A 13,512-nucleotide genomic window follows, 5' to 3' on the forward strand; every position below is an offset into this window, starting at 1 on the left:
CCGATCACCGGGGTTCCGCGACCCCGGCTCACTCCGTATCCGCACCACCGCACCTGATCATGCCGCTTGCCCCGGCCCCACAGCGCTCGAAGGCGAGGTGACTCACAACCCCTGACAGAGACCTGTTGACTGTTCCACCTGCAGCAGTTTGTCCGAACGACGTCGCTGACGGATTCCCACCTCGCCGCGTCGTTGGCGTGATCGGCGCACGCCTGTCTGGACTCGTACGACAGGAAGCGAGACCACCGATCATGTTACGAAAACTAGCCTCATGCGTCGCCGTACTCACGGCCGCCCTCAGCCTGGCCCCTCCAGCACACTCCGCGGCGCTCGCGGCGCCCGGCTACACCCAGGTGACGCTGGCCAAGGGCGTGGCGGAGACCGGCGAGCCGATGGGCCTGACCGTCCTGCCCAACCGGGGCGTGCTGCACACGTCGCGTGACGGCACGATCCGCTACACCGACGTGCTCGGCAACACCAAGGTGGCGCTCACCATCCCGGTGTACACGCACGACGAAGAGGGCCTGCAGAGCATCAAGGCCGACCCGAACTTCGCGTCGAACCGGTGGGTGTACGTCTACTACGCGCCGCCGCTGTCCACCCCGGGCGGTGACGCGCCGGCCTCGGGGACCCCGGCCCAGTTCGCGCCGTTCAACGGGGTGAACCGGCTGGCCCGGTACACGGTCAACGCGGACTACACCCTCAACGCGGCCTCCGCGGTCACCGTCCTCGACGTCGCCACCAGCCGCGGCATGTGCTGCCACGTCGGCGGCGACATCGACTTCGACGCGGCCGGCAACCTCTACCTCTCCACCGGTGACGACACGAACCCGTTCGAGTCCAGCGGCTACACGCCGATCGACGAGCGGACCGACCGCAACCCCGCCTACGACGCGCAGCGCACCGCCGGCAACAGCAACGACCTGCGGGGCAAGGTGCTGCGGATCAAGCCGAGCGCGGCGGGGGGCTACACCATCCCGGCGGGCAACATGTTCGCGCCCGGCACCGCGAACACCCGGCCCGAGATCTACGCGATGGGATTCCGCAACCCGTTCCGGATGAGCGTGGACAGGGCCACCGGCACGGTCTACCTCGGTGACTACGGGCCCGACGCGGGCACCACGAGCGCGACCCGTGGCCCCGCCGGGACGGTCGCGTTCGAACGCATCACCCAGCCCGGCTTCTACGGCTGGCCGTACTGCTCGAACTACAACGCGCCGTACGTCGACTTCACCTTCCCGAACGGACCCTCGGGCGCCGCGTTCAACTGCGCCGGCGGGCCGGTGAACAACTCGCCCAACAACACCGGCATCACCCAGCTCCCGGCCTCGCGCGCGGCCTGGCTGCCCTACGGCGGCGGCCAGGACCGGCAGGAGCTGTGCTGCGGCAGCCTGTCTCCGATGGGCGGCCCGGTTTACAACTACGACGCCGCGCTCAACTCGGACGTGAAGTTCCCGGCGTCGATGAACGGCAAGGTGTTCATCGGCGAGTTCGGCCGACGGTGGATCAAGGCGGTCACCCTGGCCGCCGGGGGCGGGGTGGGCACTATCGAGGCCTTCCCGGCCTACACCGGCACCCAGGTGATGGACATGGAGTTCGGGCCGGACGGCGCGTTGTACGTGCTCGACTACGGCACCGGCTGGTTCGGCGGCGACGCCAACTCGGCCCTGTACAGGATCGAGTACAACACGGGCGGCGGCCGGGCCCCGATCGCGGTGGCCAGCGCCAACCCGACGTCCGGGAACGCGCCGCTCACCGTGCAGTTCAGCTCGGCCGGGACCACCGACCCTGACGGCGACCCGATCACCTACGCGTGGGACTTCCAGACCGACGGAAGCACCGACTCGACCGCGGCCAACCCGACGTTCACCTACACGGCCAATGGCACGTACACGGCGACGCTGACGGTGAGTGACAACACCGGCCGCAGCGCCACGGCGAGCGTCACCATCGACATCGGCAAGCCGACGGTCACGCTGAACCTACCGGTCAATGGGCGGGTGTTCAGCTTCGGCGACGCGATCCCGTTCCAGATCACCGTCAACGACCCGAACGCCCCGACCGTCGACTGCAGCCGGGTGAAGATCACCTACATTCTCGGCCACGACAGCCACGGCCACCCGATCACCAGCGCAAACGGCTGCTCGGGCACCATCCAGACCACCGTGGACGGTGAGCACGACTCCGCCGCGAACATCTTCGGCGTCTTCGACGCGGAGTACACCCCCGTCGGCTCGACCACGGCCGTCCACGCGCCGCAGGCCGTCCTGCAGCCGCGGACCCGCCAGGCCGAGCACTACAACGCCCAGCAGGGCGTGACGGTCGTGGCCAAGCTGTCGGCCAACGGCGGCAACGCGGTCGGGTACATCGAGAACGGGGACTGGATCTCGTTCACGCCGTACAACCTGAGCGGGGTCACCTCGTTCACGGCGCGGGTCGCGTCCGCCGGCGTCGGTGGCACGATCACCCTGCGGGCCGGTTCTGCGACCGGGACGGTGATCGGCACGGCCACGGTCGCGCCGACCGGTGGCTGGGAGACCTGGGCCAACGTCACCGGCACCGTGACGCCGCCGTCCGGGACGACGAACCTGTTCCTGGTCTTCACCGGTGGCGCGGGCTCGCTGTTCGACATCGACTCCTTCACGTTCGCCAGCGGCACGCAGCCGCCGCCCACGGGGACGAACCTCGCGCTGAACAAGCCGGCGACGGCGTCCAGCGTGGAGTCGGCCGCCTACCCGGCCTCGGCCGCGGTGGACGCGTCGGCGACGACCCGGTGGTCCAGCGCGTTCTCCGACCCGCAGTGGATCCAGGTCGACCTGGGCGCCACGTACACCATCAACCGGGTGCGCCTGGCGTGGGAGGCGGCCTACGGATCGGCGTACCAGATCCAGACCTCGCCCAACGGGACCACGTGGACGACCGTCCGGTCCGTCACCGGCGGCAATGGCGGTGAGGACGACAACACCGGCCTGAGCGCCTCCACCCGGTACGTGCGCATCTACGGCACCACCCGGGCCACCGCGTACGGGTACTCCCTGTTCACCTTCGAGGTCTACGGAAGCTGAGCACCACGGCGGGCCGAGCGCCGCGCGGCGCCCGGCCCGCCCTTTCACGTAGCGCCGCCGCGGGGCGTCCGAGCGATGGACGCCCCGCGGCGCCGCTCATCGCCTGGGCTTCTGCGGGATCCTCGGCAGGACGTACGGCGGGCCGGCGTACGCCAGGTCGGCCTTGACGGCGTTGTAGGCGCGCTTGGGCTGGTAGGACTCGTCGTACAGGGTGGCCATGCCCTCCGGGGGGTCGGAGAACCAGCCGGGCACCCAGGAGTGCCTGTCGGTGAATCCCCAGACGGTGTAGGACAGGCAGTGCCGGTTGGCCAGGCATGCCTGCAAGAGCACGCTGTAGTTCGACGCCGACGCCTGGAGGCGGGGGTTGATCTCGTTGGAGTCGCCCGCACGCACGCCGTCGGTCATCTGGCTGCGCACGTCCACCTCGGTGAACGCCGTGGCGAGCCCGAGGTCGGAGAAGGCGCCCAGCACTTCGCCCACCTGGAAGGCGTCGTAATCGCCGTACTGGGTGCCAAGGTGCCCCTGGCTGCCTACGCCGTCGATGGGGACGCCGCTCGCGCGCAGTTGCCTGGCCATGGTGTAGACGTACCAGGTCTTGTCGGAGGGGCCGCGGTCGCCGAACGCCTCGATGTTGTAGTCGTTGTAGAACAGCAGGGCGCCGGGGTCGGCGGCGCGGGCCCAGCGGAAGGCGTCGGCGATGTAGCCGGGGCCGAGGTGCTGGGCCCAGAAGCCTTTCAGGTGGATCGATGACGGGCTGTCCCACGGGTCGCTGGCCGCCTCGTTGACGACGTCCCACTGCCAGATCTTGCCCTTGAAGTGCTTGACGACGGTGGTGATGTGGTCGCGCAGGATGTCGCGCAGCTGCGCGTCGCTGATCGTCCCGTCGTTGACGCCCTGGGTGAGCCAGGTGGGCAACTGGTTCTGCCAGACCAGCACATGACCGCGGACCTGCTGCTTGTTCCTGCGGGCGAAGTCGATCAACTCGTCGGCCGGACCCCACTTGTACACGCCCCGGGTGGGTTCGAGCGCCTCCCACTTCATGACGTTCTCGGCGGTGACGGTGGAGAACTGCGACGCGGCGAGCGCCCGGTACTGCGGATCGGCCGCGTCGCGCAGCGCGTCCATGTCGATCGCGGTGCCGATGGCGAGCTCGTGACGGGCGGCGAGCGCGCGCAGGCTCTGCTCGGCGACCGTGGGGTGCCGCTGAGCCGCGAAAACCGGCACGGCGGTCAGCGCGCCGGCCAGCGTGAGCACGGCGGCGCCGATGGCGAAGAAACGTCTCATTGAACTCCCTTGGGATCCGCCCCCGAAATTTTCGGCTCAATTGCGAAACATGATGGTAGTCAAGCGCTCAATCCTAGAAAAGACCCATGTTGCAAACCCGAAATATTTCGGTAACCGGGAAAACCCGCGCCACCACGGGCGGGGCGCGATCTAGCGCGCCTGCCTGCTGATCCCTCCTATTCACGGGTCGCGGCACTCGGTATGCCGCCGGTGGAACGGGGCTCCGACGCGTTGCCGAACGAGGCGGCGGGCGTGGGCGAGCCCGGAGGCTTGGCCGATCGAGCGGCACCGGGCGCAGATTCGCGCCGCGCTGGGTTTCCGGGAGTCGACGCGGGCCGATGAGGACGAGCTGATCGAGTGGCGGGCGGCCCCGATGGCGCTGACTGATGAGGGCGTGCCGGCGGCGCTGTTGGCGCGGTGCTGGGCGCTGGTGTTCGTCAACACCAGCCTGGTCCGGTCGGTCCTGAACGACCCTGCCTGGGCCGACGGTACCGGCGTACGCGGCGCTCCGCCGCTTCGCGAGGAGCTTGTCCGTCCACAGCGGACGGCAAAGCAAAGGCAAGGAGGTTACACACTCCTTGCCACTCTCAACGTATAGCGCACCGGGGGACTTGCGGCAAGACCCGGGTCATGCCGCAGAATCGTCGGCCGAGGCCAGCACCTGATCGCTGGCCGAGGCCAGAACCCACGAAAACCGGGAACGTGGAGATCGTCGAGCCGGGAAAGTGCCTCGTCCACCTCAGATCGGAGCCGATGACGTGAACCCCCTGACCACCAGCGCCTTTGATCTTCCCGACCACCTCTCCCCCAAGGCCGACCCGACGCTGATCGCCGGCGACGAGCAGCACTTCGCGGTCATCGCGGAGAGCCTCGAGCAGTCGATCGCCGACCTGTCCGACCGCCTCGATGCCGAGCGCAAGGCGCCCGGCGGCATAGGCCGGCAGGCGATGGACCGTGACATGCAGATCCACCGGCTGACCGCTCGCCTGCGCGCACTGCGTCGCTTCGGTTTGGACCTGTGCCTCGGACACATGGTCACCGCGGACAACCCCGAGCCCGTGTACGTCGGACGACTTGGCCTCACGGACAGCGCGGGTCGTCGGCTGCTGCTCGACTGGCGCTCCCCCGCGGCTGAGCCGTTCTTCGGAGCCACTCACGCCAACCCGATGGGTCTGGCAAGCCGCCGCAGGTATCGCTGGACCCGCGGCCGGATCAGCGACTACTGGGACGAGGTGTTCACCTCGGACGGGTTGGTCGGGCACGCCGCGCTCGACGACCAGTCCGCCTTCATCGCCAGCCTGGGCGGCAACCGGTCGGCACGGATGCGAGACGTGCTCAGCACCATCCAGGCCGACCAGGACGCCATCATCCGCGCGGGATCCCGCGGCGCTCTCGTCGTCGACGGCGGTCCGGGTACGGGGAAGACCGTCGTCGCTCTGCACCGCTCCGCCTACCTCCTCTACTCCGACCCTCGCCTCGGTCACCGCCGGGGCGGCGTGCTGTTCGTCGGTCCGCACCAGCCCTACCTGGCCTACGTCGCCGACGTCCTCCCCAGCCTCGGAGAGGAGGGGGTGCAGACCTGCACCCTGCGGGACCTCGTCGCCGAGGGAGCCGCGGCAGCGATCGAGGCCGACCCGAACGTGGCCCTCCTGAAGTCGTCCGCGAACCTGGTGAAGGAGACCATCGAGACGGCCGTCAGGTTCTACGAGAACCCGCCCACCAAGGGGATGACGGTCACGACCCATTGGTCCGACATCTGGCTGAGCGCCGACGATTGGGCCGAGGCGTTCGAAGCACCAGAACCCGGTACTCCGCACAACGAGGCGCGCGACCAGATCTGGGAGGAGCTGCTCACGATCCTGGTGGACAAACACGACGGCGACGCCTCGGCTGACCTGCTCCGCAAGTCGCTGCTGCAGAACAGGGAGCTGCTCACGACCTTCAACCGCGCGTGGCCGCTGCTCGAAGCCACTGACCTCGTCGGAGACCTGTGGTCGGTACCCGCCTACCTGCGGAAGTGCGCTCCCTGGCTCAGCCCCGATGACGTTCGGCAACTGCAGCGCGGGGACGCCCAGGCCTGGACGGTGTCCGACCTGCCGCTCCTGGACGCAGCACGGCAGCGGCTCGGCGACCCGGAGGCGTCGCGACGTAAGCGTCGGCACAACGCCTCTGTCGCGGCCGAGCGCGAGCACATGGCCAAGGTCATCGGCGACCTGCTTGAGGCCGATGACGACGGTGAAGGTGCGGTGACGATGCTGCGCGGACAGGACCTACAGGACACCCTGGTCGACGAGACCGCACCGCCCAGCACCGAACCGGACCTGCTCGCTGGCCCGTTCGCGCACATCGTCGTGGACGAGGCTCAGGAACTGACCGACGCAGAGTGGCAGATGTTGCTGCTCCGGTGCCCGTCCCGGAGCTTCACCATCGTCGGGGATCGTGCCCAGGCCAGGCACGGGTTCACGGAGTCGTGGCAGGAACGGCTCGAGCGGATCGGGCTCGACCGGATCAACCTGGCCTCCCTGAGCATCAACTACCGGACACCGGAAGAAATCATGGCGGAAGCCGAGCCGGTCATCCGGGCCGTGCTACCGGACGCCAACGTGCCGACCTCCATCCGCAGCAGCGACGTCCCCGTCGTACACGGATCCGCTTCGGATCTGGGCTCGATCCTCGACACCTGGCTCGCCACGCATGCCGAAGGGATCGCCTGCGTCATCGGCGATCCCACGTTCCGGGCGACGTCCCGCGTCCGGTCGCTGACCCCGGAGCTGTCGAAGGGGCTTGAGTTCGACCTGGTCGTCCTCATCGACCCAGAGGCGTTCGGCAAGGGCGTCGAAGGAGCGGTCGACCGCTATGTCGCGATGACCCGAGCGACCCAGCGACTCGTCATCCTCACGAGCTCCTGACGCGGCCAAGGCCTCCTCTGGGCGTCGGGTGACTCGCGGTCAGGACGGTCGGTCGGGCGGCATCCGCTCAAGGCCGCCGCCGATCACTGCGCCGACCGGACAGGGGCCCTGAGCAAGAGCCGCGAATGATCCCTGGCAGTGAGTCAGGCGCTCGCGTAGACGCGGTGGACGAACTCAGCGAGCTTGCTGTCGGGCAGCTCCTTGGCGATGTCAGCCTCGCTGATCATGCCCACGATACGGTGATTGCCGATCACGGGTAGACGCTTGATCCGGTGCTCCTCCATCATGTTCAGCGCTTCCTCGGCGCTGGTATCGGCGTCCACCCACACCAGCCCATGCGCCAGATCGCCGGCTGTGGTCTGGTCGAGGTCCTTGCCCTCGGCACAGCATTTGATCACGATGTCCCGGTCGGTGATGATGCCCTTGAGCCGATCGTCATCTCCGCAGATCGGCAGCGCGCCGACGTCCAGATCGCGCATCATCCGCGCGGCCTCACGCAGGCTGCCGTGCTCGCCGATGCACTCGGCCCCTTGGCGCATTATGTCCCGGGCCCGCTTGCCGTCTCCCTCTGTGGTCATCGCAGCCTCCCCGAAAAGATCGATGAACACGTATTGGGTTTATACCCACTCTGACCTGGTCGCCCACCAGTTCTCACGCCGTCATTAGCCGCCGTCTGTCAGGATCGTCGTGGGCGGGGTGGAAGTCGCCGAGCAGTCGGGCACGGGCGGGTCGCGAATCTCGGTCGCCTTCCAGCCAGCGACTCGTCGCTTCTGTGGCCATGGTGATCAGGTCAGCGGTCTGCCGGAAGTCGATCGGCAGTACCTCGATCGGACACAGCGGCGGGAGCAGGTGCAGCCTGGTGTGGTGCTCGACTCGGGCGATGGAGGCCGCCATGCGCTGCTCGGCCAGGAGGTTGTACGCATGCAGCACCATGCCGATCACGTTGGACGGCAGGTTCGGTAGCCGGCAGGAGAATCCCGGGCTGAGCACGTACACCTCGTCGGCGCCGCACTTGACCGCGGCGTCCAGTGTGGTGTCTCTGGCGACGCCCCCGTCCATGAGCACCTGGCCGTCGACCTCCACGGCCGGGTAAAGGCCAGGGATCGCCGTACTGGCCAGCAGGGCGGGCAGCGCTGGGCCGCTGGACAGCAGCACCGGGTCCCCGTTGCTCGCGTCGGCCGCCAGTACAGCCAACCGGATCTTCGTGTTCTCCAGGCGGTCGACGGGGAGGACCCTGTCCAGGAAACGCGCCAGCGCCTGGTTGTCGAAAAGGTAGTTGCGCCGACCGGTGGCCACGGCCTCGATGGTGAGCGGATTGCTCCTCGACGCCTGCGGGGCTCGGGTGGGTCGCGTAGTGCGCCGCGTTGAGCGCCCCGACCGACGCGCCGACGACGAGATCGGCCCGGATCCCATTCTCGGTCAGCGCTCGCAACATCCCCACCTGAGCGGCGCCGAGGCTGCCCGCGCCCCACAAGACGAACGCTTTCATCACCTCACCTCCGGGAGATCCGGCCTCGGCTGGAAGCCGGGCTGCCAGGTCCGGCTTCCAGCCGGGAAAGGGGCGTCGTCCCGCGAGTCACCGGGCCCGGCTTCCCCCAAGGAACATCGCGCCCAGCCCGAGCAGCACGGCCACCGCGCCGGTCACCACGTTGTTCCAGATCGTTGCCGTGGAGGCGACGTCGCCGCTGACGACCCAGGGAGCGATGATCGTCCAGACGCCGATCAGCGGTGCTACCCAGGTGATGCCGTGAGTCCGGCCGTAGGCCGAGGCGAACCCGAGGGCCAGCATCGCCAAGGCGATCCCGACGATCAGGTTGTTCCCGGTCAAGGTCGCGAATCGATTGAACCCGACCACGAAGGGAGAGATCGCGAGGTAGAGCCCGGTCAGGAACGTGAGGCCGGCGACCGCCTTGGCGGCCGGTGCCTCCGCGGCGAGCTCGTACTTCGCCCGCAACTCCTCGATGTCGGGGTGCAGCTTCATGGCTTGACCCGCCATGTCTTCCACCACCTTCTCGAACGCAGTATGTGCGTGTGGCTCTTCGAGCAAGACGGCCGCTTCCAGGGGCGCGGTGAAGCGCGGTCCCGCAGTTCGCCTTACTCATATATCATATTGTGATAATATCACGTCAGGAGGTGTAGGCCCATGGTGCCACCGTTCAAAGGCCTCGACGACCGGGAGTATGCGAGGTTGCTCGCGGTCCGGGTGGGGGTGCGCCGCTTCCTGCGGTGGAGCGAGGAGCGGGCGGCCGAAGTGGGCTTGACGGGCACCCAGCACCAGCTGCTGCTGGCGATCCGCGGCCACGACGACTCGCGTGGGCCCACCATCGGAGAACTCGCCGACTACCTGTGCACCCGGCATCACAGCACTGTGCAGCTGATCGATCGCGTCGAGCAGCTCGGTCTCGTCGCCCGCAACCGCGGGGAAGGCAAGGATCGCCGCGTCGTGCGCCTGAAGCTCACCAGAGCCGGCGAGGGCAAGCTGGCCCTGCTCGGCGCCACCCACCTGCAAGAGCTCCGGCGGCTGGCTCCTCTGGTCAACGCGTTGATCGAGCCGGAGGCCGCCCGCCCAAGTTCGACCCGGCCGACTACCGCGACCGGCACGCCGTGGAGTGCGGTATCAACCGGCTCGAACGCCATCGCGCCGTAGCCACCCGGTGCGACAAGCTCGCCGTCGCTATGAGGTCGCCGTCCACATCGCGGCCATCAACGAATGACTCTGACCCCCCCCAGAAGGCCGGGCTGGTCGATCACCCACAACCATGTGCCGTCGGCCTGACGGCGAGCCAGACAGAGGGTGCCTGGTGATCTCGCGGCGTGACTCCGCTTGACCTTGACACAGTGACAAGGTCTTCACTGTAGCCAAGGAGGTGGTCCCGATGGCCATGCCGAAACAGGACACGGATACGATTCGAGCTTTCCAGGGGCTGGAGGACAGCCGCCCGTCAGTGCGGCTGCGGGCAGCGCTAGCGGTCGGCACGACCCCTGACCCGCGGTTCATCGACAAGCTCCTCGAGCGATGCGCGATCGAGCCCGAATTCTACGTGCGCGACATGCTTACGTGGGCACTCACCCGCCACTCAGCATCAATGACGGTCCCAGAGCTTCTCAATGAAGTCCGCTCGGAGCGTGCGCAGGCACGAAGCCAGGCGTTGCACACGCTGTCCAAGATCGGGGATCGGCAAGCGTGGCCGGCGGTCACACGGGCGCTTCTGTCCGACGCCGACGATGAGGTGGCGCGGAGCGCTTGGCGGGCAGCGGTCGTGCTCGTGCCCGAAGGCGAAGAGCCCGAGTTGGCCGTAGCGTTGTCGACGCAGCTCGGGCGCGGCGAACGTGAGATGCAGCTGAGCCTCAGCCGGGCGCTGATCGCGCTCGGCGAGGTGATTTTGCCAACGCTGCACGCTGCGATGACGGATCTCGACCCTCGCGTGCGCGCGCACGCGATCGCCACGGAACGGCTGTTGCGCGACCCGGATGCCGGATTCGAGTTCGCGATCGAGGAGGCGAAGCGCGTCGTAGCCCTCGGCAGAACCAGCCAGGAGGGGTGATAGGCAGTGTTGATCGGTGATGTGGCACGACGGTCCGGGGTCAGCGCCCGCATGCTCAGGCATTACGACTCGCTCGGCCTGGTGCGGCCAACGGGTCGTACCGGTGGTGGCTATCGAGAGTACTCCAGCGAGGACATCCAGCGGATCTTCCATATCGAGAGCCTGCGGTCATTGGGGCTGTCGCTGCGTGAAGTCAGGCGCGCGCTCGATGATCCCGGCTTCACGCCCTCAGAGCTCGTCGACGACCTCATCCGCCAGACGCGAGAACGCATTGCAGATGAGACGGAGCTGCTCACGCGACTCCGTCGGATCGGTGCCGCAAAACCCGCCGGCTGGGAGGACGTCCTCCAGATCGTCGCACTCCTCCAGGCGTTGGGGTCAAAGAGCGCTGGGAAGCGCCAGCGCGCGGCCTTGTCCTCAGTCGAAGAGGTTCCGGTGCCAGTGGAAGCACTGGTCGAGGCAGCGCTGAGCGAGACGGACCCGAACGTCGCCGGAGCCCTTCGATGGGCTTTGGCGCAATTGGGCGATGGCGGATTGGCGCTGCTGGCCGAGGGCCTCGGCTCACCAGTAGCCGAGGTGCGGAAACGTGCCGTCCAGGCCATCGCTGAGATTCCGAACGGTGAGGCGACCGCACTGCTGCAGGACGCCTTCGCGAACCCCGACATCGTGGTCCGCAGGTATGCGGCTCTGGCGCTCGGGGCACGTGGAGTAGCCGACGCGGTCCCGACGCTCATCGATATGGTCGTCGAGGGGACGAATGACGTCGATGCAGCCGATGCAGCCGATGCACTGAGCGCGCTGGCGAGTCGTCCCGCGTTGGCGGATCAGATCGCTACCAGGCTCGTTGATCGCCTCGCCCACGGCACCGTTGAATCGTCTGCACGTCGACGGCTGACACAGGCGCTCGCCGATATCCCGGGAATCACAGCGTCACGTGCCCTCGCAGATCTGTCACATGACGAAGACCGTGCCGTTGCGCTTACCGCGACATACATTCTCGGGATACGCAACGCACGATAACGGATCCTTCCTGGGGTGCTCTGTGCGTCGGGCCCAGTGTGACGCCTCCATGCGGTCGACGCAGGGCCGGCGCCGCCATCCGCCTGGGCGCCGACCGGGCCGCCGCGGAGATGCGCCCGGCGCGCGGGCGAGGCCCATTGGGAGGTCAACGGGCCTTGCGCAGTCCCATGATCTGCAGTTCGGCGAAGATCCCGACCACGATGGCCTGGAGGACGGCCCAGACGGCGCCGAGGGTGGTGAACCCGGCAGAGCCCGTGACGACGGCGATGACGCTGCCCAGCGCCCATGCGAAGTTGAGCGTGATCACCGCCTTGACGGTGCCGGCGCTGATCGCCTTGCGGCGGGCGAGGACGCCGACCGCCGCGCCGTACACCAGGAGGAAGGCGCCGATCCCCCGCAGCGGGCCCGCCCCGGGCCCGAGCAGATCGCTCACAGGGGCGGTGGCGGCGAGATAGACCAGCCCGTTCACACCGGTGACGGCGGCGTCGAGGGTCAGCGCGATGCGGAGGAATCTGGTGTGGTCGGTGGTGACGGTCAGGGTGGTCATCTCACGCTCCTCGATGTCTGTCGGCATGAGAACCATGGCATCCCGGCCGCACCGGCGCGATTACGTGCCAGGTCATGCGCCCGCTCACCCGGGTCGGCCGATCCGCCCCGCCGGGTTGGGACGCCGCCCTCGCCCATGCCGAGCGGGAACCCGCTGAGGGCGGCACGGGGCCGGATGTACGGGGAACTGTAGGATTTCGGGCGGTCACAGCGCCTCAGCCCCTGGAGTGTCGGCTTGCCCTCAATCTCTCGCGAACGACTCCGTGTCTTCGTGGACGCCCCGGCGTTTCAGCGTGCGGTCATCGCCGTCATCACGCTGAACGCGATCGCGCTCGGACTGGAGACCTCGCCTGAGTTTGCCGACCAACACGCCACGGCCCTCCTCGTGACAGACCGCCTCATCATCGCGATCTTCGTTGTCGAGATCCTTCTGCGGATCGCCGCGCATGGAAAGGCATTCTTCCGTGACCCGTGGAACTGGTTCGACCTGATCATCGTCGGTGTCGCCCTCGTGCCGGCCTCGGAATCGCTGTCGATCTTGCGCCTGTTCCGGTTCCTGCGCATCCTGCGGCTGATCTCCGTGGTGCCGGGGATGCGGCGGGTGGTCTCGGCGCTGTTCACCGCGATTCCCGGCCTGGCCTCGATTCTGGTCCTGCTGCTGCTGGCGCTTTACATCGCCTCCGTGATCGGCGAGCGGCTCTTCCACCAGGCGGCCCCGCAGCACTTCGGAGATTTCAGCACGTCACTGTTCACGATGTTCACTGTGCTCACGGTGGAGAACTGGCCGCAGGTCGCCCAGGATGTGATGGCCACGGAGCCATTGGCCTGGATCTTCTTCGCCGCCTTCATCGTGATCACGGCGTTCTTCATCCTCAACCTGCTCATAGGCGTGATCGTTTCCGCGATGGAGGCCGAGGTCAACGCCTCGCACTGGAAGGCGGACCAGGCACTCGAGTTGGAGCAGCACCTCGCGGTGATGAACGAGATCCGGGCGCTCAACGAAAGGGTCGACCGGCTGACGGCCGCCCTGCCGGTCCCCGCGAACACCCGGCCGCCAGAGGGTTCCAGCTGAGCCCTGTTCCGCGCCGATGCCGAAACCCGACGGATGGCCGGTGCCGGCACACCCGCAGCCGAACGTCGGCA

At 68.0% G+C, this 13,512-nt stretch carries 11 protein-coding genes and 1 pseudogene; 6 read left to right on the plus strand and 6 right to left on the minus strand.

Going from position 1 to position 13,512, the window contains the following annotated elements:
- Positions 1-251: 251 nt before the first annotated feature.
- Positions 252-3,065 (plus strand): carbohydrate-binding protein, encoded by a 2,814-nt coding sequence (locus ACOZ38_RS20545; RefSeq protein WP_424532722.1) that lies wholly within the window; start codon positions 252-254, stop codon positions 3,063-3,065.
- 96 nt (positions 3,066-3,161) lie between these two features.
- Here ACOZ38_RS20545 and ACOZ38_RS20550 read toward each other — a convergent pair whose 3' ends face one another.
- The gene (locus ACOZ38_RS20550) at positions 3,162-4,349 is read right to left on the minus strand and encodes an endo-1,4-beta-xylanase (protein ID WP_424532724.1); all 1,188 of its coding nucleotides are present in this window, start codon (positions 4,347-4,349) and stop codon (positions 3,162-3,164) included.
- A 758-nt stretch (positions 4,350-5,107) separates the two neighbouring features.
- Between ACOZ38_RS20550 and helR the strand changes: the two genes are divergently transcribed.
- Positions 5,108-7,258: an RNA polymerase recycling motor ATPase HelR gene (helR, locus tag ACOZ38_RS20555; protein WP_424532726.1), complete on the plus strand. Its 2,151-nt coding sequence runs from the start codon at positions 5,108-5,110 to the stop codon at positions 7,256-7,258.
- Between the two features lie 143 nt (positions 7,259-7,401).
- Here the strand turns inward: helR and ACOZ38_RS20560 are convergent, their stop codons facing one another.
- The 4 genes and pseudogenes from ACOZ38_RS20560 to ACOZ38_RS20575 form a co-directional block, all read right to left on the minus strand.
- Positions 7,402-7,836 carry a CBS domain-containing protein gene (locus ACOZ38_RS20560; RefSeq protein WP_424537057.1) on the minus strand — a complete coding sequence of 145 codons (435 nt, stop codon included), beginning with the start codon at positions 7,834-7,836 and terminating at the stop codon, positions 7,402-7,404.
- Between the two features lie 73 nt (positions 7,837-7,909).
- Entirely contained in the window at positions 7,910-8,554 is a 645-nt protein-coding gene (locus ACOZ38_RS20565) for a patatin-like phospholipase family protein (RefSeq protein WP_424532728.1), read from the minus strand.
- Positions 8,555-8,633: 79 nt separating this feature from the next.
- Positions 8,634-8,747, minus strand: a pseudogene (locus ACOZ38_RS20570) (patatin-like phospholipase family protein); the annotation flags it as partial.
- An 87-nt stretch (positions 8,748-8,834) separates the two neighbouring features.
- Positions 8,835-9,254, minus strand: a complete 420-nt coding sequence (locus ACOZ38_RS20575; RefSeq protein ID WP_405148818.1) for an SPW repeat protein — start codon at positions 9,252-9,254, stop codon at positions 8,835-8,837.
- 147 nt (positions 9,255-9,401) lie between these two features.
- On the opposite strand from ACOZ38_RS20575, the gene ACOZ38_RS20580 reads away from it, so the two are divergent.
- The 3 genes from ACOZ38_RS20580 (at position 9,402) to ACOZ38_RS20590 (ending at position 11,823) form a co-directional block, all read left to right on the plus strand.
- Entirely contained in the window at positions 9,402-9,905 is a 504-nt protein-coding gene (locus ACOZ38_RS20580; protein WP_424532730.1) for a MarR family winged helix-turn-helix transcriptional regulator, read from the plus strand.
- Positions 9,906-10,134: 229 nt separating this feature from the next.
- Positions 10,135-10,803 (plus strand): HEAT repeat domain-containing protein, encoded by a 669-nt coding sequence (locus ACOZ38_RS20585; RefSeq protein WP_424532731.1) that lies wholly within the window; start codon positions 10,135-10,137, stop codon positions 10,801-10,803.
- A gap of 6 nt (positions 10,804-10,809) precedes the next feature.
- Entirely contained in the window at positions 10,810-11,823 is a 1,014-nt protein-coding gene (locus ACOZ38_RS20590; RefSeq protein ID WP_424532732.1) for a MerR family transcriptional regulator, read from the plus strand.
- Between the two features lie 145 nt (positions 11,824-11,968).
- Here the strand turns inward: ACOZ38_RS20590 and ACOZ38_RS20595 are convergent, their stop codons facing one another.
- Positions 11,969-12,397: a hypothetical protein gene (locus tag ACOZ38_RS20595; RefSeq protein WP_424532734.1), complete on the minus strand. Its 429-nt coding sequence runs from the start codon at positions 12,395-12,397 to the stop codon at positions 11,969-11,971.
- Between the two features lie 207 nt (positions 12,398-12,604).
- On the opposite strand from ACOZ38_RS20595, the gene ACOZ38_RS20600 reads away from it, so the two are divergent.
- A complete protein-coding gene (locus tag ACOZ38_RS20600) occupies positions 12,605-13,441 on the plus strand; it encodes an ion transporter (protein ID WP_424532735.1) in 837 nt (278 codons plus the stop codon).
- Positions 13,442-13,512: the final 71 nt, after the last annotated feature.

It is taken from the genome of Sphaerisporangium viridialbum (assembly GCF_049674955.1).
In the GTDB taxonomy this organism is placed as follows: Bacteria; Actinomycetota; Actinomycetes; order Streptosporangiales; family Streptosporangiaceae; genus Sphaerisporangium; species Sphaerisporangium viridialbum.